Here is a 22,483-nt window from a genome sequence, read left to right as displayed (position 1 = left end):
GAAAATGCTTAACGATTGGCACTCTGAATCAATTCACGATTGTCCCATAGAAGCATACGCAGATTAGATTTGGACCCTTGAATGACAAAGTGAGGGATGCCGTGTGCTTTTGCAATATCAATGCCTTCCCATGTCGCACGATGAGATGTGGATGAAATGAGAAGGAAAAGGGCTTGTGACCGCCTTAAATCGGATTGAACACGTTCGGGATGTTCACCATTTTCATGTACGAGCTCAGCTCCGCACTCTAACACAACCTCCTCAAACCACTTCCGGAGTCCTCCTATAATTGTAATGGTACTGCCTCGCAGGAATGGCTGAACCTTTTGCCTAGGTAAAGCTGAGTTTCGTTTATCTCTGCTTTGCTTGTACCTTGTTGGATCAAGTTCTGCTGGGTGAGTACCTTTGTTTTGCCCTGTTGCAAGCCGGTACAGCTTCGTTATACGGGCGATATGACCACCATCCATGACGTTGAAGGTGCAAGGATCTCCATTGGACGGCTTTTGAATTTCGATATCCTTATAGTGGATATGGAATCGATTTTCGGCATGATTCATATCGACACAATACCAAATTTGATCGTCACCTAGCGAAATATATCCGTCAAATTGTTGAATAGGGGAGTAGGTGTCATCACCCTGAAAGAGCAGTTGTATATCATAATGAATGGATGCTCCATGATGTTTACTAGGTGTGCAAAGCAATTCTGCTTCGTGCTGAAGACCATGTTGATAAACGATCGATTCTGTAATGTTAAAGGTTACATTGTTCTCAAGTTTAATATAGCCTCCATGATCACGTCGATAAAATGTTCCATTTAATGATGAGGCTTCTTCATTAGATCGAATAGAGGGTGGTGCTGTAGTGTTGCCCTTATGTACGTGTGCAGTAGGTATATGTGGATGGGACGGTTCAGCATCGTTACTTTTTTCGGTGAAAGCATGTCTATGTTGATTGTCGGTAGATTCTTGTTGCGATGTTGGGTTTACTTGAAGGTCTTGAGCTTGATAAGCCTCTAAAGCATCAGCTAAATCCAATGCTTTCCGAATACGGGCGCGAGCTATGCTGAAGCGGCTGTCATTTGTACTTATTTGAGCTGAGGCAACCTCTTCAATTTCTTGATAAAGGCAAAGTGTCAATCGATTAATCAATTCGTGCTGATCGTTTAGCTTGTCTTTAATTGTTGATATGGCCTGCTTCAAAACAGCTTTGTCTTTATTTTGGAAGTACATCTCTTTCGAGTGAGACTCGATCGTGCTCTCAAGCTGATTTTGTTTGCTGTTTAGAGAACGAATCGTGTTCAGGAACATTTGTCGCTCAGACACCCAAGCATCTTGTTCCTGCTTCCAACGATGTTCGCGCTCTTGCTGTATTTGAGTCATCTTTTCGTGTTTGGTTTCGGATAGCTCAACTTCATGTCTTTGTCGGTCTAAAGCGATGCTGAGCCGCTCAAGTTCTTCTGATTTCATGCGCAGATGTTTGTTTCTAATTGCGATGTTCTGCTCCAATTGTTGTCGATGGGCCGTTTCCTTTGCATATAAGCTTTCAAGAAGGGCAATTTTTTTCTCATACTTGTTTTCCTCGGCGTCTGCGGTGGCAGTGGCTGTGTTTGTTGCATTTGTAGGCGTTGTTCTTTCATGATGGGGTGACAGCTTCCATTCTGAGAGCCTTTTTGTTTCTTTGGCCCATAGCTCCTTATTATCATCCTTCCCAGTGTGGAAATAAATGGTCCAATAATAGGCCCAAAAACCATCCTTATCAATTTGTTGTTCCTCTTCTTCCAGTATTGTTGTGAGATCCGTTTCATTGTCTTCGGATAAGTTTGGGATGGTATGTAGGACAGAAAGCAGCAGTCTGCGTTTGGCTACTATATCTTTGTTGGCTTGCAAAATACTCATCCGGAGCATTTTGACGAACAGCATTTCCGGCCACTTCCGTAATTCCCGCTTTGCAAAAGGGAATTCTAAAGTTAACGCCATCGTCAACTTTTCCTTATCATCCAAATCCTTCACATACAAAAGTAACATTTTATCCGGCAAGGGAAGTTTTGTTACACGTTCAAGTATCGATCGGTAAGCTTCCATTTCCTTTGTCCATTGAGCTGAGTCAACTAAACCCGCAATCCGGGCTCTCATTTTCATATTCAAAAACACTCCCCCTTTACGAATGAATAGTATAAATACTTTTCGACAAAGGGGAGTGTGAATCCTGCGCACATATTGTATTATTCGTATAAAATTACAAAGTTTACTAGATCGAGTTGAAAACTAGAAGTCAAAGTTGTCTGGATCAGGTCCAAATCGTTCATTACGATTTAGTGAAGAAATGCGAGCAACCTCTTCGGCTGTTAGCTCGAAATCAAAAATGGCCCCATTTTCCTTCAAACGCTCCGGATTAATTGTTTTCGGGATAGTTACTACTTCATTTTGCAAATCCCAACGAAGAACGACTTGAGCAGGTGATTTGCCATACTTTGCACCAATCTCTGCTAACACACTTTGATCAAGATTACCTTGCATAAGCGGGCTCCAAGCCATCAATTGAATGTGATTTTCTTTGCTAAAGTTATGAAGCTCCTGTTGAGTAAGCAGGGGATGGTATTCTACTTGATTCACCATCGGAACGATTGTGCTCGAAGCCATCAAGTCTTGCAAATGATGAATCTGGAAATTGCTAACGCCGATTGCACGTGCTTTTCCGTCCTTGTAAATTTGTTCGAGCGCACGCCAAGTGTCCTTATACTTGTCCTTTACCGGCCAGTGAATGAGCAGAAGATCGACATAATCCATCTCAAGCTTAGACAGGCTTTCCTCAAACGCTGCAAAGGTGGATTCATACCCTTGGTTTGCGTTCCATATTTTCGTAGTTACGAAAATATCCTCTCTACGGACGCCGCTGCTGCGTATTCCAGCGCCCACACCAACTTCATTCCCGTATACTGCTGCTGTATCGATGCTCCGGTAACCTGCATCGATTGCAGATTTAACTGTATTTTCTGCTTCGCCATCGTCCTTTACTTTCCATACGCCTAGACCGAACCATGGCATTTTAACTCCGTTGCTAAGTTGTGTGCTTTCTGTTAACGCGATTGTCATAATTAAATCCCCTTCCTAAGTGGGTAATGATTATAGTGATAAGCGTAATATTTCGCGGACGTCGTTCTTTTCAAGCACTTTAAAGGAACCAATAGCCCTGTAACGAACTGCTTCTTCAGCCATACGATCTAATTGTTCTTCGCCTATGCCGAAGTCTGCTAGTCTCGATTCTGCTCCAATGCGAGTGAAGAAGTCACGTGTAGCTTGAATACCGGCTAGAGCAAGTTCATCTTCTGTTTTGCCTGTAGCGTCAATTCCCCAAACACGTGTCGCATATTGTGCAAATCGATCCGGGCGCTCCTTGTAAACATAACGCATCCAGTTGGGGAAAATAATAGCTAGCCCAGCACCATGCGGAATATCGTAAATGGCACTAACCTCATGCTCAATTCCATGGGAAGCCCAATCATTGACCATGCCAAGACTAATTTGACCGCCGTTAAGCGCCATCGTTCCGCACCACATTAGGTTGGCGCGAGCAGCCTTGTCGTTTGGATCAGCAAGAGCAGGCTCGACATTTTCAATTACAGTTTGCAGGATGGATTCACAAAACCGTTCTTGAAGAGGTGTATTTTCGGTCAAGCTGAAATATTGCTCGAATACATGCGACATAATGTCTACAGAGCCATATACCGTGTGATTGCGAGGTACAGTATACGTTAGTGATGGATCAAGGATAGAAAACGCAGGATTCAAAAGCGGGCTGCCAGCTCCGCGCTTAAGCTTCGCATCCCAATGGGAAATTACAGTGTTGCCGTTCATTTCTGAACCAGTCGCAGCCAGTGTCAAAACGGTGCCGAGGGGCAACGCTTTCTTAATAGTGGCTTTACCTGTGAAGAAATCCCAAACGTCGCCTTCGTACAGTGCACCTGCTGCAATCGCTTTGGCAGCATCGATAACACTTCCGCCACCTACAGCAATGACAAACTCGATGCCATGTGTACGGCAAAGCTCAATTCCCTTATTAACAGTCGTTAGTCTTGGGTTAGGCTCGATACCTGCTAATTCGTGTACGGTTGCGCCTATTTCCGATAACTGACTGATGACAAGATCGTATAAGCCTGTCGCTTTAATGCTGCCACCGCCGTAAACAAGAAGAATGGACTTTCCGTAAGCTGCAGTTAGCTCTCCGAGACGGCTTGTTGTGCCTTCACCAAATACGATGCGAGTTGGATTATGAAATTGAAAGTTGTTCATTGTGCGCCTCCTTAAGCATTCGTTAACTTTTGAGTGATGTAATAATGATTATGTTATGCTTTCGCGATTAATTTTATTGAATATTATTAGCACTGTCAAGCTGACGAAGGAGGATTGAAACGATACCTTTAAAGTTATATAATAGCCATACAGAGAAACTATCGAATAGAGGGAAAGCAAGGATGGAAATAGAGGTAAGCACTCGCAATATGAAGTTTTTGGAATGTTTTTCTTCTCAAACACGCGTGAGGATCATAGAACTTTTGGATGAAAAGCCTATGAATATTAAAAGCTTGTCCGAGGCGCTAGACATAAAGTCTCCTATCGTAACGAGACATATACATATGCTTGAGGAAGCGGGGATTGTACGCAGTGAATTGATGGCAGGCAAACGCGGTATGCAAAAGATGTGTTTCCTTCATCTAACGCATGCTACCCTCTTATTCAGAGGGAATCCTGCCAAGGAAGAGCATAGTCGCTATGTCGTGTCAGTTCCCGTCGGTGCTTATTCTGCTTATGAGGTAAAGCCTACATGCGGTCTTGCTTCATCTACAGGCATGATCGGCATGTGCGACGACCCTAGATATTTTGCAGATCCACAGCATGTCGAAGCTAAAGTCATTTGGTATGGGTCGGGTTATGTTGAGTATCGAATTCCTAACTATATGGTTAATAATGAACGGCCAGCATCGCTTGAGATTTCACTTGAACTTTGTTCGGAGACACCATGTACAGTGAACCATCTGCCGTCAGACATCGTGTTTTCGATTAATGGCAGAGAAGTTGGAACTTGGACATATCCGGGAGATTTCGGGGGCACTCGTGGTCTGTATACACCGGAATGGTGGTACAAAAATGTGAAGCATGGCTTAATGAAGACGATTAGAATTACACATCAGGGTTCCTTTATAGATGGAATTAAAGTATCTGGCATTACAATTGAGGAATTGGCATTATCCTATGACAAAGAGATACTATTTCGAATAAGCTGCAGTGCAACGGCAAAAAACTGCGGAGGAGTTACCTTGTTTGGTAAAGGGTTCGGAAATTATAATCAAGATATAGAGGTAACACTTCGGTGTCAGTAACTCATTTTCATCACAAGTGGTTTTCAACTTAAAAGCTAGACAGAACCTTTAACAAAAAGGCAAGCTCGCTAGCCGTATTGACCTCGATTAAGAGTCTAGGTCAATACCTGCTAGGAGCTTGCCTTTTTTTATTTTTGCGGCGAAGCCGCCAAGTATGTCTTAATAAATTGCACTGCTTTTTCTGGATTTTTGGCATTGACATGAATGCCGACGATCAAATCCCGATTATGCAGAGGAAGGTCTTTATCGAGCGCTGTATTTGCAAGATCGAAACCGTAAATGCGTTCCTGCGTATCGCCTTCAACTGTTAACTTCTTAGCTAGATCTCCAGTAAGCCAAGGGGCAAGTTCAGACTGCTTCTCCAAATCCATCAATATGCCTTGGGCTCCGACCCATCCGAACATTTTTCGATCCATAATATAAATATCGTGAACCTCTGTTGCCAATGTTACCATTGCTTTTTGTAAATGACCTAACTGGTTTAAGTCGTCTCCCGGTACCAAAATGATCGATGATTCTATACGCTTCCACTCTGGGAATGATTTCAACATAGAATCCGTAATTTTTGTCATTTCGTATTCCCCTACCGGTTGAGTGAAATCTCCGAAGAAGGTTGTGCTTACGTCAATTGGAGGGAGGCTAGCCAAATATTTCTGCTCCTCACGATGATCAATGTAGCTCGTAATGCTATAAATGATTATTCCGATAAGTGCGATGACAGCTAAAGTATGTACTTTGTAATATCGCCAGAAATGATCTAATTTCTGGGCTTTTCCAGCCATGTTTTTGTATTTTCCGTATTCCTTTTCATTGTAAGCTTGCACAACTTTCCGATCGTCATTGGCGAGAATGAATCGATATGCTGCTGAAATGTGCTTGAAATCCTCTTCGCTCTGCTCGCTGGAAGTAAGGTTGTTAGCTTCTAAGTGCTTCGTTCTTGCCCGTTCACGTCTCAACAGTGTCAAGAATCGCTTTTCTACTTCTTCCTTTGTTGCAAACTCATCAAGTCCCATTGTTTGATAGGCTTGTTTCAACTCTTCCACGGGGTCACCTCGATCTTCAATATGGTAAGAAGTTCTAGTAATCTGATCTATATATAAGTATACGGAAATCTACAGCTAACGCAAACGGTAGCCCAGCTTTGTCACTGTTTATTCGATTTGATGAAAAGTGGTTATTCATATAAACTAAAACAGATTCTGCAAGCGGCCTACACCGCTCAGCTATCTAGTTCTATAGAGTGAGGTGAGTCGATGTTTGACCCTATCGTATTTGATAATTTAAAAGTAGCGTTTGAAAATCAGCTCTATGATCTGGACACGTTAGATCGCACCGTCGATATTATTGGACGTAAAGACTTGCTTGACATGGCGGTCATGTCACGGGAGTCCGTTCTTTCCTTTCGCCTAGCGGGAGAAGAGAGGGTGATTGCAGAAATTGTGCTGAGCGCTTCCTTGAAGGATATCGCTGCTGAAATTTTGGAGCAACAAGGTATGTCTCCAGCCTGTGGATTAACACTTCGTTTCTATATGAAAATAACGGATGAAGTGAAGCAGTGCGAAGCCATTGAACGGAGCCTGATGACGATATGGCAGCCGGAGCAGAAACCTGTTCAGACACTTAGTCGTATTTTTGGCAGTAGTGAAGCTGTTTATAATAACGTTATCGAGCTACATTTTGACAGGCGGATTAACGAGGAGCAGATGGAGGATATTCCAGAGCTGATCGAGCATATGCTAGAGACGCTAGCTGCATTACGTGAGGTGTAATTGTACAGTAATCCCTATTTCCAACGCGACTCAGCTGTGATATAGTACCGTAGAACAATTGAAAATAAATCCGGTTATTGCAATGTCTTATGGACAGATGCTGCCGGGAGAGGTTCGCGAACTCCCTCTATAAAAAACTAAAACGAAACGGTAGCCTGTGTACATAGGCATCGTCGTTTTTGTGTTCGGCGCGCGAGAGCTCTAATGAGCTACGCGTGCCGTTTCCTGTTTTATATGGACTTGACAGCTTGAGCGGAGCTCCGTCTTCTCATTATCGAGAGGAGGATACATGATGGTAAAACAAGAAAAAGCAGTAGTCGTGTTCAGTGGTGGACAGGACAGTACAACATGCCTATTTTGGGCAAAAGAACGATTCTCTGAGGTTGAGGCAATTACGTTCAATTACGGACAGAGGCACAAGCAAGAACTGGATTGTGCAGCGGAAATAGCAAAAGATCTTAATATTAAACATCATGTACTAGATATGTCCTTATTAAATCAATTAGCTCCGAATGCGCTCACGCGAGATGATATTGCGATTGAGGAAAAAGAAGGCGAACTTCCTACCACATTTGTAGATGGACGGAATTTGCTGTTCCTTACTTTCGCTGCTGTGCTAGCAAAAGGTATTGGAGCTAAACATATAGTAACTGGTGTGTGTGAGACCGACTTCAGCGGTTATCCCGATTGCCGTGATGTATTCGTTAAGTCGCTTAATGTGACATTGAATTTATCGATGGACTACCCCTTTGTGATTGATACACCGCTTATGTGGTTGAACAAAGCAGAGACTTGGGCGCTAGCCGACGAACTGGATGCTTTCGACTTCGTTCGTGAACGGACATTAACTTGCTATAATGGCGTGAAGTCTGATGGCTGCGGCGATTGTCCGGCATGTCATTTGCGTCGCAAGGGTCTTCAAGACTACTTGGCGGTTCGAGCTTCGAGGGGAGCGGAAGTATAATGCTACAACAGATTTACCCTTCGGTGCATCATGATTATCAATATGAATTGAACAAAGATTTTCAATTTGCAGCCGCCCATTATGTTCCTTCCGAGATAGCGGGCAAATGCCAGCAGGTGCATGGACATACGTATTATGCGAATGTAACTGTCGCTGGTGATGAGCTGGATGAAGCGGGTTTTCTTATTAACTTTGCGATTATCAAACGTCTCATTCACGATCGCTTCGACCACACCTTGTTAAATGATGACAAAGAAAACTTTGATGATACAGTATCTGAGCGTTTTCCTACAACGGAAGTAGTCGCAAGAACGATTTATGAAATTGTTCAGCAGTACCTAGATGGTTTAGTTAATCGTCCGCACTGCCTGCAAGTGTTTCTTCGAGAAACACCAACAAGTTATTGTATCTACCGTCCGAAGCAGAAGGCGGCTTCTAATGTCTAGCGTAAGAAAAATTCCAGTGATGGAAGTGTTCGGACCGACAGTTCAAGGTGAAGGGAAAGTCATTGGGCGCAAAACGATGTTTGTCCGTACAGCAGGCTGTGACTATCACTGCGCATGGTGCGATTCAGCATTTACTTGGGATGGCACCGGCAAGGATGACATTCGTTTGTTATCCGCACTTGAGGTGTTGGAACAGCTTGAGCTCGTCGGGGGTCGCTTATTCGATCACGTGACGATCTCCGGGGGTAATCCTGCTCTTCTGCCGCAGCTTGGTGAGCTTGTTGCTTTGCTTCATGAGCGTGGCATGGAAGTGGCGTTGGAGACACAGGGAAGCCGCTGGCAGCCTTGGTTTACAGATATCGACGACTTGACATTGTCTCCTAAGCCGCCGAGCTCAGGCATGACAACAAATTGGGAAGTGCTTGACGATATTGTTGCACGACTGCGCGAGGGTGGACGAAGCTTCTGCCTGAAAACGGTCGTATTTGATGAGAAGGATCTTGATTATGCTCGTCTGGCACATGAACGTTATCCCGATATTCCATTTTATTTGCAAGCGGGTAACGGTAATTTGACGGAGATGGAGCCTCGTCTCATGTTGCCATATCTCGTTGAACGGTATGAGTGGCTAATCGAGCAGACGATGGGTGATGAGTCTCTGAACCGTGTACATGTGTTGCCGCAGCTTCATACTTGGGTATGGGGAAACAAAAAAGGCGTATAGCGAAAAGTGATATACCATCATTATTTTGAATAGAGAAAGGCGTGTGCTTGACAATGGAAGGAAGAAGCAAGGATGAATTGAGCGGCGTTACGCTTCTTGGCAATCAAGGAACACAATATCTGTTTAACTATGCACCAGAAATACTCGAATCTTTCGACAACAAACATCCGGGCCGTGATTATTTTGTTAAATTCAACTGTCCGGAATTTACAAGTCTATGTCCGATCACCGGACAGCCAGACTTTGCGACAATCTATATTTCATACATTCCTGATGTGCGTATGGTAGAGAGCAAGTCACTTAAACTGTACCTGTTCAGCTTCCGCAATCATGGCGATTTCCATGAGGACTGCATGAATATTATTATGAATGATTTGATTGCTCTTATGGACCCGCGCTATATCGAAGTATGGGGCAAGTTTACGCCGCGCGGCGGCATCTCGATTGATCCTTATTGCAACTGGGGTCGTCCAGGTACCAAATATGAAGCAATTGCGGAGCATCGTTTAATGAATCACGACATGTATCCAGAGAAAATAGATAATCGTTAATGAATGGAACAATAGGTGGGAAGATCATGCGGACAATACTGCATGGTCTTTTTTTTGAAAATATAAGGTTTGATCTGTATGTTTGAATATAAGAATTTATAAGTATGTTATCTTATAAAGGGCTTCTATTTCTCCGTAAAGGCGATGTTGCAAATGAAAAATGTATTGATTACAGGTTATCGCGCTCATGAGCTGAATATATTCAGTCAAAAACATAAAGGAATTGCCTTTATCCAAAAGGCGATTACAAATAAGCTTATCCCTCTGCTGGAGGAAGGGTTGGAATGGGTTATTACACCAGGGCAGTACGGTGTAGACTTGTGGGCATGTGAAGCAGTTATTACGCTGAAACGTCAATATCCTAACTTAAAGCTGTCTATATTAACCGCATATAGTAATCCTGAGGAGAGTTGGAAGGAGGATAAGAAAACGTACTTTCAGCAGTTGCTGGGCGGTGTAGATTATTATGCTTCTGTGACAAAAGGGGAGTATGAAGGTGTTTGGCAGTTTACAGCTAGAGACGAGCTTATGCTTCGCAAAACAGACGGTATTATTTTAGTTTACGATGAGGATGGCGGCGTCGGAAGTCCAAGGTTTATGAAGGAGAAAGCGATGAGGAAGGCACAAGCTGATGGCTACCGCTACATCTCAATTGCTTCTGACGACATTCAAAGCATAGCCGATGAGGAGAACTTTCGCGAGATGGAAGACATAGCTATACATGAAGAATTGTCATAATTAGGGTTGACAGTTTTCTTGAGAGGTTGCTATAATTCACCAATACCATTAATTCCGATTGGATAATAGGGATTAATTTTACTCTCAAGGAGGTCTTCATAATGACATTGGTCAAATCAAAGGGCAGCAAGTGGGTAGTAACTACTCTTGCAGCGTTTACACTTCTGTTTTCACAAGCGAACGTTTATGCGGCACTAGCGTCTACTGGTACAGAAACGATCGGAGCTGTGGAATACAAACTATTTTTAGAAGATAAGTTTGATCTTCAATTGAGCGATAAGGTAACGAAAGGTGATTTTATAGCAGCGGTAGCTTCCGTACTAGATTATGAGGCTGTAGACAATAAGGCGACATTCTCGGATGTAGCAGCGGGAGACCCATTGTACATATCAGCAGCTGCCCTGTACGAGAAGGGGATTTTAAAGGGACCCGCAATTGGAGGAGATCAGCTACTAACGAATGCAGCTGCTATTTCTATTGCAGTTAGAGCAGCAGATCTTGAAGAGCTTGCTTATACATACCCTTCGAACAAAGTAGAAGATGTGCTGAAAGAATTGAAACTTACAAGTGCTGGGCTCGGTAAGCAGGTCGCTCAGGAATTGGCGGCGGCTGTGGATACAGGGGTGCTGCCAGAGGCTTATTACAAAGAAGGACTGAATCCGAAGGCTGCTGTTAGCGAAGAGTTGGCGAACGTGCTGCTTGGAAAAGTGCTGGAAGCTAAAGGGCTATACAAAAACTATATCGGGTATGTCTCGGACGGAGATATCATTACAAAGCTAAACCAAGCGTATGCGACTTCTGATATTATCGACGCACCGAAACTTCAAAAGCTAGTAAATACGGCGCTGGAGCAGGAACTAATTACAGGATACAACCTGAAGGATTCCAGATTTGAATCTAATTTTGTAGATACATTGTCGCTGACCTATGGTCATTCTGATCTGACCCATGCCATTCAGCTTATCGGCTTGCTGCGCAGTGAGGGACTTGACGCAAAGGTGCAATTTGAACCAAAGACATCTGCTTATGTTCATTTGGTAGAGTGGGGAAATCCAGGTCCTAACGTCGTTCAAATTAAAAACGGCAATTTTATCGTCTATGCCAAAGAATATGATTTGGAGTTTGAGTTTTCCAATGCTAAGGACAAAGCAAAGTTCCAAGATGTCATTTTCTCCTATGCGAAAAAAGATGAAGAAAATCAGCCTGGACTAATTGCTGGCTCATGGTGGCAGCCGCTGTATTTCTCTGCTACAAAACTAGCGGATTATGAAGTGATTACAAATAATTTTATTACAGACCCGAATAGTCCGTACACGGTTCACGCATTCTCATTGAATGAAAACTCCGAAAATGTAGTGAAGGGTTTTAAAGCAATTGATTCAGAGGCTACCATAACTCCATACCAATTCTGGGTGGATGTGCCTTTCTTTAACTATCTTCATGGTGAGTCTACCTAAAATAGTTGCTTGTATTTGCTAATCGAATATTTGAAATGGAAGCTGACCGTCGTATATGACGGTCAGTTTTTTTATTTATTTATGTCCACGTTGGGAGTAAGGTCAACGATGGAACGGGGGCAAACGCCTTTTTTGAAGGAAATGATAATGTAAGGGACAAGTCGACAATCATTCTATCATTTAGATGCATATAGTATCTCGAATCGCTTGAGAGAAAAGAGGTGGCGAGCAATGTCAATGGTATGGATTTGCTCTGTATTTGGTGTGTTAGGCTCGATCATCACGTTTGCATTCGGCAGTTGGACGGAGTCGTTAACTTTTTTATTAGTAGCTATCGCAGTAGATTATATAACTGGCGTGTCTGCATCGTTAACGGAAGGCAAAGGTTTAAGTAGTGCACTAGGTTCATGGGGGCTTGCCCGAAAAGGCTTGATGCTGCTCGTCATATTACTTGCACATCGAATAGATGTTTTGATGGATACAAGCGGTGTAACGATGGGAGCAGCCATTTACTTCTATATTGCGAATGAACTTATTTCCATTACTGAAAATTATGGCAGGTTGGGACTTCCGCTGCCGGATCGCATTCGGAGGATCATTGAAGTGCTAAGGAATAAGTAATAACAACTCCCATCATGCCGCAGCAGTTGCTGCGGTTATTTCTGCTTGCATAAGTAAGCTTCTATTGCATATAATAAGAACAGATGTTCGGTTTCATGTTTGAGGTGATGGAGATGCATCATTGCGAATGAAACCAGTTGTATATGCATGGAGGGGTGGCAATGGCCGCTGACAAGGTAGAAGGACTGGGCGAGGTTCGTATCACTTCATCTCCGCCCATTCAGAGGGAAGAAGAGCTTGAATTAGTTAAACGTTACGTGCTATTAGGCATTGTTATGCGCATATTGGATCATGATATTCGGGTAATTGGAACATCGGGCATTAAGCTCCCTCGTTTCTACGAATCGTTTCTGCGCGGCATTCAAGATCGGGTTCTGCTTGATTTAGCTGATACACGCAGACAGTTCCGAGTACAGGGCATTAAGGTGTACGAAGAGAAGCAGGAAGCGGATGGCATGCATACGAAGTATGTTTGCCGAGGTTACCATCATCAATTTTTTATGCTCTGGGCATTCGTAAAAGCAGAGTCGGAACGGGAATTGAAGCAATATTTGTCTCGATAGGTCAAAATTGTTCATTGATTTGTCAAAAAAGAAAAAAAATATTTCCTCTTTCCGCAGTTTAAGGTTGAGAACTTCGGACGATCTTATGTAATATAAGAGGTGGACATTAAGATCGTAAAGGGGAGCACGTGGCAATGCACAAATGGATTATGTTCATAGTTTTTACAGCGGCGTCGTTACTGGGCGTGTTTTTGCTCACATTCAATATGCCGGATAAGCCGGTAGACGAGTCGGCTAGCCTTCCTGAGGGTGTTTCACTCATGAAAATTGTGGCATCAAATGATTTTACTTTTAATCAAGAAGTATTTACAGCAAAAGTAGGCGACAAGGTTCTCATGAAGCTGCAAAATAAAAGCGGCGTACACGGTATTAAGATTGATGAGCTGAAAGTTTCACTAGATAATGACACACCTGAAACGCAACTAGAATTTACAGAGCCAGGTGAATATGTTATTTATTGCTCAATCGCATGCGGAGTAGGTCACAAAACGATGAAAGCTAAGCTAATCATCGAAGCTGCATAATCCAGATATAAATGAACAAAGGAGCCGAAAGGCTCCTTTTTCAATATAATCTAGTTATTTAGGAGGAAGAATTAGGCGGTTCTGCCGCTTTTTCTCCGATCACGAGCAATTAGCGCATCTGCAATGAACCCAAGCAACCCCCAAGTGAGTATAGTTAATGCGTACATAAGCAGTACACTTACCTCATGTATATCAACAAAAAAACTGGATATCCATACGGGAATGCTGAGCATGAAGAAAATCATATTATGCGGATCATACCCCGTATAATTAAACGCGCAGATAGCAATTCCGATAAGGGTTGCGATGATTGTGAATCTATAGCGCATAAGCGGTGAACTCCTTTAACTAAAGATTGCCGTAATGCAATGCCATAGGTTATTATGTGACAAAAGGACAAAACTCATGCTGTTAGCGCCAATGGCGAAACTATACATACCCAGGAGGCATCATTCATGATTACACATATCGTTAGCTTTAAGCTTAAGGATAATAGCGAAGAAAGCGTAGCTCGTACCGTTTCCGTATTGCGCAATATGGAAGGCAAGATCGAACAACTGAAGCATATTGAAGTTGGCATTGATTTTCTTCATTCCGAACGGTCTTATGATATTGTACTTATAACAAAGTTTGAATCGAGGGCTGATCTGGAAGCGTATCAAGTTCATCCCGAGCACAAAATTGTCATTGAACATATGCTGCAAGCGCGCGAAGCATCTGTCAGCGTAGATTTCGAGAGCTGAGGGGCAGGTTAAGCAATTATGGCTGAGATGAGAGATGTATATGAGATGTTGACTTATTTGCTAGTTGTTATAATAAGCAGCATCATAATGGTGGCATGGCTGAAACAAAAAGCGAAACGCAAGAAGTAAAGCTGAAAGCAGGGAATAGACTATGTATTATGTGAATCAGGAACAAATTGCGGTCCGCCTAAATGCAATTCCAGAACTTTCAGACGTACTGAAGGAGTTAGCTTCAGATTGGCGTGGAGATAAAATTCAAGGACTCGCGCAGGAGCGTGCGCTTCATTTAGCAATAGAAATCGTTACGGATGTCGGTAGTTATCTGATCGACGGCTTTTTGATGAGAGATGCAAGCAGTTATGAAGATATTATCGAAATAACAGGAGCGGAAGGTGCGTTTCCAGCCCACATTCAAGAAACTTTAATCCAACTTGTAAAGCTTCGTAAGCCGATTGTACAGGAGTATTATAGTTGGAAAAGGACTGAGCTACACCCGTTAACGAGTGTTCTAATGGAGCTGCTTCCGACATTTAAAAGTTCCGTGGAAAGTTATTTGGAGCGGGAGCTAAAGTAATAGAAAGTGCGAAGCAGATTAGCCTGCGAGTGGAGGTGGCAGCATGAAACGAAGCGAAAGAGACATAACGAATGGCCAAGATCCAAAGGCTGGCGGTACGACGCGTGAACGAATATTGCTGCTTCTGAAGACGAGCGGGCGTATGAGTGCAAACGAGTTATCGATTAAGCTGGAATTAACTGAGATGGCGATAAGACGGCATATGTATGAGCTGGAGCGAGAAGGCAGTGTTCATATTATGTCTATCCGTCAGTCAATGGGTAGACCGCTTCATATGTTTGAGCTTACAGCAGCGGCAGATGATCTTTTCCCAAAAAACTACCATACACTTACGATCGATTTACTTGCAGAGCTTGAGGAAGATCCCGAGTACGCTCCACTTATCGACCGGATGTTCGAGGGGAGAAAACGTAAGTTGCACGAACGTTACTCGCCGAGAATGAAAGGAAAAAGTTTGGAGCAACGTGTACATGAGCTGGCAGTTATTCAAAATGCAGGCGGGTATATGGCTCAGGTTGAACGACAAAACGATAACGAATATATGTTGTATGAATACAACTGCCCCATTACTGGAGTTGCAGGAAAGTATGGGCAAGCTTGCAACTGTGAGCTTGCATTGTTCCGCTCACTGCTTGAAGTAACAGTCGAACGTACCGAATGTCTCGCCAAAGGGGACAGCAGATGCAGCTACTCTATTGGAAGCAAAAGTTAAGAAATAGAAGTGAATATTGTGATTGAAGTCCGCTATAGCAGCGGGCTTCTTTTTTATCCAAATGTATTGTGTCAAGTCAAGCCCATGCTGCTTATAATGTCATTACGTTAATGGGCATTCGTCTAGTTTGCGGTTGCAGGAGCGATGCAGATGCTCGGAGAGGAGGGGTTTGTTATAGTGGCGCAATGGAGTGCGGCAGTGGCAGCAGGAGCATTTGTTTTACTGGTTACGGGGGGTTTATTAGCTATCCGATCCTTATTACTTCGTCTGGCCGAAGTGCAGAAGTCGGCAGTGGCAATCCAGAGGGATATGCATCAGCTATCAGCGGAGATTGGAGCTGTTTTGCAGACAACACACGAAGCTGTTCGAACAGTACAGCGTGGGCTCGACAGTACTGATGGTCTCGTCCAAGCTGTACGTCAAGTCGGCGGTACAATTGAGCATACGACGTCAGCTGTAGAGCGTGTTACATCGACGTTGTCAGGAGCGGCAGTGAAACATGCAGAAAGAATTGCTCAGAATCGTCAAGTTGACGAAGCTGTGCAATGGGCAGAGCTGGGGTTAACGGCATGGCAACTATGGCAAACTCGCCGGAAGGATAATTCTAACACGGATTAAAACGAACGTGCCGGCAAATTCTGAATCAATGAGCTAAGACGAAGGGTACTCTAAGGACAAGAGGAGCGATAATAATATGACAACACGAAAAGGAACAAAAGGATTTCTACTTGGTGCGCTAGCTGGAGGTGTGCTTGGTTCTATAACAGCATTGCTATTGGCTCCAAAACCGGGCAAGGAACTGCGTCAAGATATTTCTTCTCAAGCTCGGAAGGTTGGAGAGGGTACAATTAAAGCAGCAGGTAAAGTAGGCGAGCAGACGGGCCGCTTCGCTAGAGGGATAGGCGACCAGGCTATCCATATTGTTGACTTAACAAAGCAAGCTGCAGGAAATGTAGTAAGCAGCGTTAAAGGGTTCAATAAGTCGGAAACGAACGACAATACGACGGCAGCAATTGCAACGATTTCCGGTTCGGCCGCAGTAGTGAATGAGGAAAAGACAGCGGACGTTAACACAACGACAGAAACAATAACGAATATTGAATCAGACAATGAACTTGCGTTAAGTACATTCGAAACAACTAACGATGACATAACTTTGGAAACGTCCGATGCGACTGATAATGCGGTGACAGAAGTTGACACGAAGGAACAGCTATAGCGGTATGTGGAATGAACGGCGAAGAGCCAGCGCTATTCTCCCAGCGCTCGGCTCTTTGTCTTGTTCTTTTCACTATTCTTGATCCTTGTCCGATTTTGCGATAAGATGTAGGTACGTTTTCTAAGCAATCTTCATATGCTATTTTGTCTCTGACTAGGAATCATTTCATCTTGTTGAAGAAAGCGGTGTGTTTGTGCAGCAACCGATTGCAATATTTGATTCCGGCGTAGGCGGTCTTACGGTAGTTAAAGAAGTAATGCGTCAACTGCCGCGTGAAAAGATTATTTATTTCGGAGATACGGCGCGTACCCCGTATGGCCCGAGAACAGCCCAGGAAGTCGTACAATTTACGAGAGAGATCGTCGATTATTTAATTCAGTTTCAACCCAAAATGATAGTAATTGCATGCAATACCGCAACAGCTGTTGCGCTTGCTGACATACGCTCTAGAGTGGCGATACCTGTCGTGGGTGTAATTAACCCAGGTGCCCGTGCAGCCATTGGCAAGACGATGACAGGTTGCGTAGGAGTAATTGGTACAGATGGTACGATCAAAAGCGGCGCATACGAGCAAGCGCTTCGTGAGTTGTCTCCTAACATACAAGTTGTAAGTGAATCTTGCCCGCAATTTGTTCCGTTAGTGGAACGAGGTAATTTTCGTTCGATAGAAACTTATGATATTGTAAGGGATTCAATTGCACATATGCGGAGTTACCCTATCGATTGTTTAATTCTTGGTTGTACGCATTATCCGTTCCTTTCGGAAACGATCTCCGAGGTAATGGGAAGTGAAGTCAATCTAATTAGCTCAGCTGATGAAACAGCACGCGAGATTAGTACGATTTTGCAAGATAAACGAAAGTTAGCAAGGAACGATCAAGTACCGGTACATCAATTTTTCTGCAGTGGCGATCCGCTTATGTTTAAGATGATTGCTCAGCAGTGGTTAGGTGAACAAATTGATTTGACTCCTGTCGTCTGGCAGGTTCCTAATATAAGCTAGCAATGGGTTGGCATGGCCGTCTTCTACGTGGAGACGGCTTTTTGCTGCCTGCAATTCATTATAGGACATGATGCAACCCGCATATGATAAGGAAGACTACATTCCATCGTAACGGGGGTGTCACTTTTCATTGAGCGAAGGGTATAGCTATGAGACGATGATGAAGCAGTGCGAGCAGCTCGCAACTAATAATCCATTTATTGAAGCTTACCGGATTGGTTGCAGTGTGATGGGGAAACCAATTATAGCACTACGATGCGGCTGTGGACCTAGAAATGTTCATGTTAATGCATCATTCCATGCTAATGAATGGATAACTTCCGCGTTACTTATGAGATTTGTTACGGAACTGGCAGAGGCCTATAGGAGTGGATATTTATTAGACGGAAGAATCGTTGCGGAGCTTTGTAGGGAGACGACATTATGGGCAGTCCCAATGGTGAACCCAGATGGCGTCGAGCTTGCCCAGCGAGGCGCAGATAAGTCGCATCCATTATACGAGAGGTTAATCGAGTGGAATGGTGGACTAACGGATTTCAGCGGCTGGAAGGCAAATATTCGTGGAGTCGATTTAAATGATCAATTTCCTGCCTATTGGGAGGAAGAGTGTAAGAGAAGAGGTGTTGAGGGACCTGCTCCGCGGGATTATCCTGGACCATACCCGCTAAGTGAACCAGAAGCAGCCGCACTTGCGGAAATGACGGAAAGGGTCCAGTTCGATACGGTTATCGCTCTGCATACGCAAGGACGTGAAATATATTGGAATTACAGAGATTGTGAACCAGCGAATGCGGAAGTGTTGGCACGAAAGCTGGGCACAGCAAGCGGATATACACCAGTTAAGCTCAGTGGAAGTGATGCAGGCTACAAGGATTGGTTTATATACCGTTATCGTCGCCCTGGATTTACAGTTGAAGCTGGTTACGGCGAAAATCCATTGCCACTAAGCAACTTTGAGTCAATCTATCCAGAAATACGTTCATTACTTCTGGAATCGCTTCGGCTGTAAAGCCGAAGCGATTGTTTGTTTTGGAAGCCGTTCCAGACTTTCGCCCAGTAGGAGAGGAGCTGAAGGCTATGTTATACTGAGCATAACGTAAGTTCAGCAAAGGTGGTGTGCGACATGCGTAAGTTGCTTTCACTTCGACATTGGCAGAAGACATTTTCTCTCATATTCCGGCTATTGAAATCGAGGGATGTATCGTTAAAGGACAAGCTGTTGTTCGTCATTCCTGTTGTATTATATTGGGTTATGCCGGATGCTCTTCCCTTCTTACCAATCGATGATATTGCTGTAACAATGATTATTGCAGAATGGTTTGCCCAGAGGACCGGGAAGAAGTATAATATAAAATAATGACGTTTGTCGAAGGGCGAACATTGAAGGGGCTGGAATGAAATGAACTGTAAAATTTCCCGCAATGCGGCGAAGATGATAAAGCTTGAACTAGACAAGCCTGAGAACGAAGGTAAGCTGCTTCGTGTTTATGTGACACATTCACACGGAGACCACGCTCATTATGGCATGGGAATTGATGAGCCGACGGATAAGGATGTAGTTGTGTCGACGGACAAAGAGATCGATGTCATTTTGGAAAAAGACAACGCATATCTTGATGGTGTAAGAGTTGATTACTTCTATGTGCCGGAAGAGGGTTTCGCGATTTCGAATCCATCCAAAGGCAACCATGGAGATCATTAAGCTTCGCATCATGCGAAGCGGAATGGGACGATGAACAGTGGCAACGAACGATATTAAAGTTTGTGATAAGTGCAAGTTTATGCAAATGAAATCAACGATGGCCAAGCTTAAGAAGCTAGCTCCGGACGCGGACATTCAACAAGTAAGCTGTAAATCCTATTGCGGGCCATGTGCCCGTTATGCGTTCGTTTTTATTAATGGGCGTTATATAAAAGGTGCTACAGAAGATGAGGCAATCGAAAAGGCGCTAGTCCACCTGAAGAAATAATTCACATCCATTTTAAATGAATAATGAGCCTGCGATGAAACCCAACAACGAGAGTATGTGTTGGGTTTTTTGTCTGTTTAGGCCCTAATATAATATTTTGCTCGAATAGGAAGGAGCAACGGATGGATATTACGACACCGCAATTGCTTTATCATGGAACAACGAGTAACAATATAGACTCATTTAGCAGGAAGCTTCTTCATTCAAGTTACTGGCGGCCAGGGAAAGATTTTGGTGAAGGATTCTACACAACGATATCAATCGCTCAAGCGAGAAGATGGGCACACAAAACGGCTAAGGAATCATGGGATGGAGGAAAGCCATGTGTTCTTGTCGTAGAGCTCGCAAGTCTTCCGCCTAATGTGGAGCCGCTGTTGTTTCTTTCAGATTCCCCAGCTTGGGCTTCCTTCGTATATAGTCATCGTAAAGCATCGACAAAGGGATTTGATCCTTGCCCTGCTCATCCAGATATAATTATTGGCCCTATGGCCGACAATGACACTGGAAAAATCGTGCATAAAGGGTTACAATTAAACAAAAACGACGACTGGTTTTATGATCAAATCGTAAGATCACAGAAAGGCCGCAAGCTGGATGCGCTTAAGCTTGGTAACCAAGTTGTATTCGCTTCGGAACGATGGGAATCACATCTTGCGCTAGTTGGGTATCATATTTATGCGGGAGGAAGGTGGATATATGGGGACGCCTCAGACGCAAGTGAGACTAAGTCTGTATGAGCGCGGTATTGCAGAAGCGTTAGCTGAAGGATATGGCTATACGCCAAGCGCCGCCAGAGAGCTAGTTGTAACTTATATTGCAGTCATTCGCAGATTAGGTGGTTATGAGCAAAGCAGCCATTATGCGGAATTACTTGACCGTGCCAACCATTTGGGGCAGTCGCCTTCTCAGTGGTTACAACGCATTGTGGAGATCGAGCAAGGTGAAGCAAGAGACAGAGGGATTGGCGAAGAGCAACGACAATATTTACAGAGTAGATATTGATTTGTAGTTCGCTCGAGTTGAATCGTTTGCAATAAAATAAAAACTTGTCTATAGACAAGGGAACGTGAGACGTTATTGTGCACGACTCTTGTCTTTTTTGCATATACATTGATTGTTGACTGAGCTTAGGAGGCTTCTATTTGAATAAACGTACTAATCGCGGCACGCTTCTTTATTATGTCGGACTAGTTGGAGCAATCTGCTGTCTAATTGGAGCAGAATTGATATGGTTGCCAGCACCACTTACGACAAAAGAAGGTGTGCAGTGGATTGAAATTATAAATTGGCTATATTACGGTTTATGTCTAATTCCTTTAAGCTGGGCAATAGGTGCATTTTGGTTACTGTCTAAAATAAATGTACCGCTAATGCTTCGAATGATAAGAGTGGCAATAATCGCACTCTGTTGCATCATAATCGGATTGATCACGTTCGCTCCCAAATCGATGTTAGTGTTGCTTGTTTTTGTCGCGACGACAGTTGTTTTGATCTTCATTGACTTATTGAGTTCAGAGGTTAAGGAGCGTACCCGCTTTCCGTGGAGAAACGGCAGTGCGTTTATTAGTATTGCAGTTCTGCTTGTTTTGTTGCTTTATCCAATTGGTTATAAGGTGACCTATCCTGGGATGACGCTTAATTTGAATCGTTATGGACATGTGGCAGGTGGTAATTCAGTAGGTACAATCAATGGTGTACTCGTGTTTGATCGTCCTGCTGTGTTTGCAGATCGATTATTCGGGCGAATGTTCCCACTCTACCAGTTTGAGCCGGTTCAAGCGGACGAGCCTTCCATATCGGAAACTTATGCACAGGTTGCAGCGATGAAAACGGATGCTAATCGTATAGCTGCTGCAATTGCTATGGAGAAGGTTGGACTCGGTAAAGGTGCTGTAAGCAATGGGATACGAATCATTGCAATTGTTAAAGATAGTCCGGCAGATGGCAAGTTGCAAGCTGGCGATATCATCGATAAGTTGGATGGCAAATCGGTTAAGAACGCCGGGGATATGATCGCCTATATGGGTGACAGTGTTAAGTCAGGGCAAAATGTTGCGGTAACGGCACGAAGAGGCAATGAGACATTGACCGTCAATGTAGGGACGAAGCCCTCGGAACAAGACGCTAATCGAGCAGTAATTGGTTTATCTGTTCAGACTGAAGTATTGCTCGATACGCCTCGAGAAGTTACATATAACGACTACATCGCTCATGTAGGTGGCCCGTCTCATGGTGCGATGCTAACATTAGCATTTATCGACCAACTAACTATAGGTGGCGTAACTAAAGGATTAAACGTCGCAGGGACAGGAACGATTGAGGCGGATGGTTCGATCGGCATGGTAGGTGGAATTCCGCAGAAGGCGTACGCAGTTAGTCGAACCGATGCAGATGTGTTTTTTGTTCCCAAAGAGGGTGCTTCGGATGCTATTGATGCGGCTCCAGGTTTAAATGTTGTTCCGGTCGATAAATTGGACGATGTTTTGAAATGGCTGGATGAATACGATAAGTAGATTGCTGGGGGA

General features: G+C 43.8%; 29 protein-coding genes and 1 riboswitch. Of the genes, 24 read left to right on the top strand and 5 right to left on the bottom strand.

Annotation, left to right across the window (positions count from 1 at the left end; translation table 11 throughout):
* Nucleotides 1-8: 8 nt before the first annotated feature.
* The 3 genes from MFF31_RS21815 to MFF31_RS21805 all read right to left on the bottom strand — a co-directional run bounded on the left by MFF31_RS21815 (nt 9) and on the right by MFF31_RS21805 (nt 4,292).
* On the bottom strand, nt 9-2,147 hold the full coding sequence (locus MFF31_RS21815) for a hypothetical protein (RefSeq protein ID WP_238191002.1): 2,139 nt from the start codon (nt 2,145-2,147) through the stop codon (nt 9-11).
* A 120-nt stretch (nt 2,148-2,267) separates the two neighbouring features.
* Nucleotides 2,268-3,095, bottom strand: a complete 828-nt coding sequence (locus MFF31_RS21810; RefSeq protein WP_238191001.1) for an aldo/keto reductase — start codon at nt 3,093-3,095, stop codon at nt 2,268-2,270.
* A 30-nt stretch (nt 3,096-3,125) separates the two neighbouring features.
* The gene (locus MFF31_RS21805; RefSeq protein WP_238190998.1) at nt 3,126-4,292 is read right to left on the bottom strand and encodes an iron-containing alcohol dehydrogenase; all 1,167 of its coding nucleotides are present in this window, start codon (nt 4,290-4,292) and stop codon (nt 3,126-3,128) included.
* 182 nt (nt 4,293-4,474) lie between these two features.
* Between MFF31_RS21805 and MFF31_RS21800 the strand changes: the two genes are divergently transcribed.
* Nucleotides 4,475-5,380, top strand: coding sequence for an ArsR/SmtB family transcription factor (locus MFF31_RS21800; RefSeq protein ID WP_282570559.1), 906 nt, complete (start codon nt 4,475-4,477; stop codon nt 5,378-5,380).
* A 128-nt stretch (nt 5,381-5,508) separates the two neighbouring features.
* Here MFF31_RS21800 and MFF31_RS21795 read toward each other — a convergent pair whose 3' ends face one another.
* Nucleotides 5,509-6,423 carry a J domain-containing protein gene (locus MFF31_RS21795; RefSeq protein WP_238190994.1) on the bottom strand — a complete coding sequence of 305 codons (915 nt, stop codon included), beginning with the start codon at nt 6,421-6,423 and terminating at the stop codon, nt 5,509-5,511.
* Nucleotides 6,424-6,633: 210 nt separating this feature from the next.
* Between MFF31_RS21795 and MFF31_RS21790 the strand changes: the two genes are divergently transcribed.
* From MFF31_RS21790 to MFF31_RS21745, 10 genes are all read left to right on the top strand, one after another.
* Nucleotides 6,634-7,149, top strand: a complete 516-nt coding sequence (locus MFF31_RS21790) for a hypothetical protein (protein ID WP_238190992.1) — start codon at nt 6,634-6,636, stop codon at nt 7,147-7,149.
* A 103-nt stretch (nt 7,150-7,252) separates the two neighbouring features.
* Nucleotides 7,253-7,296, top strand: a riboswitch (PreQ1 riboswitch).
* 145 nt (nt 7,297-7,441) lie between these two features.
* Nucleotides 7,442-8,113, top strand: coding sequence for a 7-cyano-7-deazaguanine synthase QueC (gene queC / locus MFF31_RS21785; RefSeq protein ID WP_238192187.1), 672 nt, complete (start codon nt 7,442-7,444; stop codon nt 8,111-8,113).
* Nucleotides 8,113-8,559 carry a 6-carboxytetrahydropterin synthase QueD gene (gene queD / locus MFF31_RS21780; protein ID WP_238190990.1) on the top strand — a complete coding sequence of 149 codons (447 nt, stop codon included), beginning with the start codon at nt 8,113-8,115 and terminating at the stop codon, nt 8,557-8,559. The genes queC and queD overlap by 1 nt, the downstream gene beginning before the upstream one ends.
* The gene (queE, locus tag MFF31_RS21775; RefSeq protein ID WP_238190988.1) at nt 8,552-9,283 is read left to right on the top strand and encodes a 7-carboxy-7-deazaguanine synthase QueE; all 732 of its coding nucleotides are present in this window, start codon (nt 8,552-8,554) and stop codon (nt 9,281-9,283) included. The genes queD and queE overlap by 8 nt, the downstream gene beginning before the upstream one ends.
* Nucleotides 9,284-9,336: 53 nt before the next feature.
* Nucleotides 9,337-9,834 (top strand): preQ(1) synthase, encoded by a 498-nt coding sequence (gene queF, locus MFF31_RS21770; RefSeq protein ID WP_238190986.1) that lies wholly within the window; start codon nt 9,337-9,339, stop codon nt 9,832-9,834.
* A gap of 153 nt (nt 9,835-9,987) precedes the next feature.
* A complete protein-coding gene (locus tag MFF31_RS21765) occupies nt 9,988-10,572 on the top strand; it encodes an SLOG family protein (protein WP_238190984.1) in 585 nt (194 codons plus the stop codon).
* A gap of 101 nt (nt 10,573-10,673) precedes the next feature.
* A complete protein-coding gene (locus MFF31_RS21760; protein ID WP_238190983.1) occupies nt 10,674-12,029 on the top strand; it encodes a hypothetical protein in 1,356 nt (451 codons plus the stop codon).
* A gap of 231 nt (nt 12,030-12,260) precedes the next feature.
* A complete protein-coding gene (locus MFF31_RS21755) occupies nt 12,261-12,650 on the top strand; it encodes a phage holin family protein (RefSeq protein WP_238190982.1) in 390 nt (129 codons plus the stop codon).
* Between the two features lie 161 nt (nt 12,651-12,811).
* Complete coding sequence (locus MFF31_RS21750) at nt 12,812-13,213, top strand: YhjD family protein (protein WP_238190981.1); 402 nt, start codon at nt 12,812-12,814, stop codon at nt 13,211-13,213.
* A 134-nt stretch (nt 13,214-13,347) separates the two neighbouring features.
* Complete coding sequence (locus tag MFF31_RS21745) at nt 13,348-13,737, top strand: cupredoxin domain-containing protein (protein ID WP_238190980.1); 390 nt, start codon at nt 13,348-13,350, stop codon at nt 13,735-13,737.
* Between the two features lie 71 nt (nt 13,738-13,808).
* On the opposite strand, the gene MFF31_RS21740 is transcribed toward MFF31_RS21745, so the two are convergent.
* Nucleotides 13,809-14,066, bottom strand: coding sequence for a hypothetical protein (locus MFF31_RS21740; protein WP_238190979.1), 258 nt, complete (start codon nt 14,064-14,066; stop codon nt 13,809-13,811).
* Between the two features lie 126 nt (nt 14,067-14,192).
* Between MFF31_RS21740 and MFF31_RS21735 the strand changes: the two genes are divergently transcribed.
* From MFF31_RS21735 to MFF31_RS21675, 13 genes are all read left to right on the top strand, one after another.
* Nucleotides 14,193-14,480 carry a Dabb family protein gene (locus MFF31_RS21735; RefSeq protein WP_238190978.1) on the top strand — a complete coding sequence of 96 codons (288 nt, stop codon included), beginning with the start codon at nt 14,193-14,195 and terminating at the stop codon, nt 14,478-14,480.
* A 151-nt stretch (nt 14,481-14,631) separates the two neighbouring features.
* Nucleotides 14,632-15,054 carry a DUF86 domain-containing protein gene (locus MFF31_RS21730; protein WP_238190977.1) on the top strand — a complete coding sequence of 141 codons (423 nt, stop codon included), beginning with the start codon at nt 14,632-14,634 and terminating at the stop codon, nt 15,052-15,054.
* 43 nt (nt 15,055-15,097) lie between these two features.
* A complete protein-coding gene (locus MFF31_RS21725; RefSeq protein WP_238190975.1) occupies nt 15,098-15,766 on the top strand; it encodes a helix-turn-helix transcriptional regulator in 669 nt (222 codons plus the stop codon).
* A gap of 177 nt (nt 15,767-15,943) precedes the next feature.
* Nucleotides 15,944-16,384: a DUF948 domain-containing protein gene (locus MFF31_RS21720; protein ID WP_238190973.1), complete on the top strand. Its 441-nt coding sequence runs from the start codon at nt 15,944-15,946 to the stop codon at nt 16,382-16,384.
* 76 nt (nt 16,385-16,460) lie between these two features.
* Entirely contained in the window at nt 16,461-16,985 is a 525-nt protein-coding gene (locus tag MFF31_RS21715) for a YtxH domain-containing protein (RefSeq protein ID WP_238190971.1), read from the top strand.
* A gap of 193 nt (nt 16,986-17,178) precedes the next feature.
* The gene (gene racE / locus MFF31_RS21710; RefSeq protein WP_282570557.1) at nt 17,179-17,988 is read left to right on the top strand and encodes a glutamate racemase; all 810 of its coding nucleotides are present in this window, start codon (nt 17,179-17,181) and stop codon (nt 17,986-17,988) included.
* A 130-nt stretch (nt 17,989-18,118) separates the two neighbouring features.
* Nucleotides 18,119-18,997, top strand: a complete 879-nt coding sequence (locus tag MFF31_RS21705) for a M14 family metallopeptidase (protein ID WP_238190967.1) — start codon at nt 18,119-18,121, stop codon at nt 18,995-18,997.
* A 114-nt stretch (nt 18,998-19,111) separates the two neighbouring features.
* Entirely contained in the window at nt 19,112-19,345 is a 234-nt protein-coding gene (locus tag MFF31_RS21700) for a hypothetical protein (RefSeq protein ID WP_238190965.1), read from the top strand.
* A gap of 42 nt (nt 19,346-19,387) precedes the next feature.
* Nucleotides 19,388-19,690, top strand: coding sequence for an iron-sulfur cluster assembly accessory protein (locus MFF31_RS21695; RefSeq protein ID WP_238190963.1), 303 nt, complete (start codon nt 19,388-19,390; stop codon nt 19,688-19,690).
* A 37-nt stretch (nt 19,691-19,727) separates the two neighbouring features.
* Nucleotides 19,728-19,958, top strand: a complete 231-nt coding sequence (locus MFF31_RS21690; RefSeq protein ID WP_282570555.1) for a YuzB family protein — start codon at nt 19,728-19,730, stop codon at nt 19,956-19,958.
* Between the two features lie 122 nt (nt 19,959-20,080).
* Nucleotides 20,081-20,695 (top strand): DUF3990 domain-containing protein, encoded by a 615-nt coding sequence (locus tag MFF31_RS21685; protein WP_238190962.1) that lies wholly within the window; start codon nt 20,081-20,083, stop codon nt 20,693-20,695.
* Nucleotides 20,655-20,960, top strand: a complete 306-nt coding sequence (locus MFF31_RS21680; RefSeq protein WP_238190960.1) for a hypothetical protein — start codon at nt 20,655-20,657, stop codon at nt 20,958-20,960. The genes MFF31_RS21685 and MFF31_RS21680 overlap by 41 nt, the downstream gene beginning before the upstream one ends.
* A 140-nt stretch (nt 20,961-21,100) precedes the next feature.
* Nucleotides 21,101-22,471: a PDZ domain-containing protein gene (locus MFF31_RS21675; RefSeq protein WP_238190958.1), complete on the top strand. Its 1,371-nt coding sequence runs from the start codon at nt 21,101-21,103 to the stop codon at nt 22,469-22,471.
* The last annotated feature ends 12 nt before the right edge of the window (nt 22,472-22,483 follow it).

Origin of the sequence: Paenibacillus sp. L3-i20 (genome assembly GCF_022180385.2) — a bacterium.
Classification (GTDB): Bacteria; Bacillota; Bacilli; order Paenibacillales; family Paenibacillaceae; genus Pristimantibacillus.
The sequence above is the reverse complement of the archived record's forward strand: the minus strand, read 5'-3'. Positions and strand labels throughout refer to the sequence as shown.

Coding starts and splice junctions, on each gene's coding strand:
- MFF31_RS21810 (WP_238191001.1), bottom strand. CDS start 3,095: ATGACAATCGCGTTAACAGAAAGCACACAACTTAGCAACGGAGTTAAA.
- MFF31_RS21805 (WP_238190998.1), bottom strand. CDS start 4,292: ATGAACAACTTTCAATTTCATAATCCAACTCGCATCGTATTTGGTGAA.
- MFF31_RS21800 (WP_282570559.1), top strand. CDS start 4,475: ATGGAAATAGAGGTAAGCACTCGCAATATGAAGTTTTTGGAATGTTTT.
- MFF31_RS21790 (WP_238190992.1), top strand. CDS start 6,634: ATGTTTGACCCTATCGTATTTGATAATTTAAAAGTAGCGTTTGAAAAT.
- queC (WP_238192187.1), top strand. CDS start 7,442: ATGGTAAAACAAGAAAAAGCAGTAGTCGTGTTCAGTGGTGGACAGGAC.
- queD (WP_238190990.1), top strand. CDS start 8,113: ATGCTACAACAGATTTACCCTTCGGTGCATCATGATTATCAATATGAA.
- queE (WP_238190988.1), top strand. CDS start 8,552: ATGTCTAGCGTAAGAAAAATTCCAGTGATGGAAGTGTTCGGACCGACA.
- queF (WP_238190986.1), top strand. CDS start 9,337: ATGGAAGGAAGAAGCAAGGATGAATTGAGCGGCGTTACGCTTCTTGGC.
- MFF31_RS21765 (WP_238190984.1), top strand. CDS start 9,988: ATGAAAAATGTATTGATTACAGGTTATCGCGCTCATGAGCTGAATATA.
- MFF31_RS21760 (WP_238190983.1), top strand. CDS start 10,674: ATGACATTGGTCAAATCAAAGGGCAGCAAGTGGGTAGTAACTACTCTT.
- MFF31_RS21755 (WP_238190982.1), top strand. CDS start 12,261: ATGTCAATGGTATGGATTTGCTCTGTATTTGGTGTGTTAGGCTCGATC.
- MFF31_RS21750 (WP_238190981.1), top strand. CDS start 12,812: ATGGCCGCTGACAAGGTAGAAGGACTGGGCGAGGTTCGTATCACTTCA.
- MFF31_RS21745 (WP_238190980.1), top strand. CDS start 13,348: ATGCACAAATGGATTATGTTCATAGTTTTTACAGCGGCGTCGTTACTG.
- MFF31_RS21740 (WP_238190979.1), bottom strand. CDS start 14,066: ATGCGCTATAGATTCACAATCATCGCAACCCTTATCGGAATTGCTATC.
- MFF31_RS21735 (WP_238190978.1), top strand. CDS start 14,193: ATGATTACACATATCGTTAGCTTTAAGCTTAAGGATAATAGCGAAGAA.
- MFF31_RS21730 (WP_238190977.1), top strand. CDS start 14,632: ATGTATTATGTGAATCAGGAACAAATTGCGGTCCGCCTAAATGCAATT.
- MFF31_RS21725 (WP_238190975.1), top strand. CDS start 15,098: ATGAAACGAAGCGAAAGAGACATAACGAATGGCCAAGATCCAAAGGCT.
- MFF31_RS21715 (WP_238190971.1), top strand. CDS start 16,461: ATGACAACACGAAAAGGAACAAAAGGATTTCTACTTGGTGCGCTAGCT.
- MFF31_RS21700 (WP_238190965.1), top strand. CDS start 19,112: ATGCGTAAGTTGCTTTCACTTCGACATTGGCAGAAGACATTTTCTCTC.
- MFF31_RS21695 (WP_238190963.1), top strand. CDS start 19,388: ATGAACTGTAAAATTTCCCGCAATGCGGCGAAGATGATAAAGCTTGAA.
- MFF31_RS21685 (WP_238190962.1), top strand. CDS start 20,081: ATGGATATTACGACACCGCAATTGCTTTATCATGGAACAACGAGTAAC.
- MFF31_RS21680 (WP_238190960.1), top strand. CDS start 20,655: ATGGGGACGCCTCAGACGCAAGTGAGACTAAGTCTGTATGAGCGCGGT.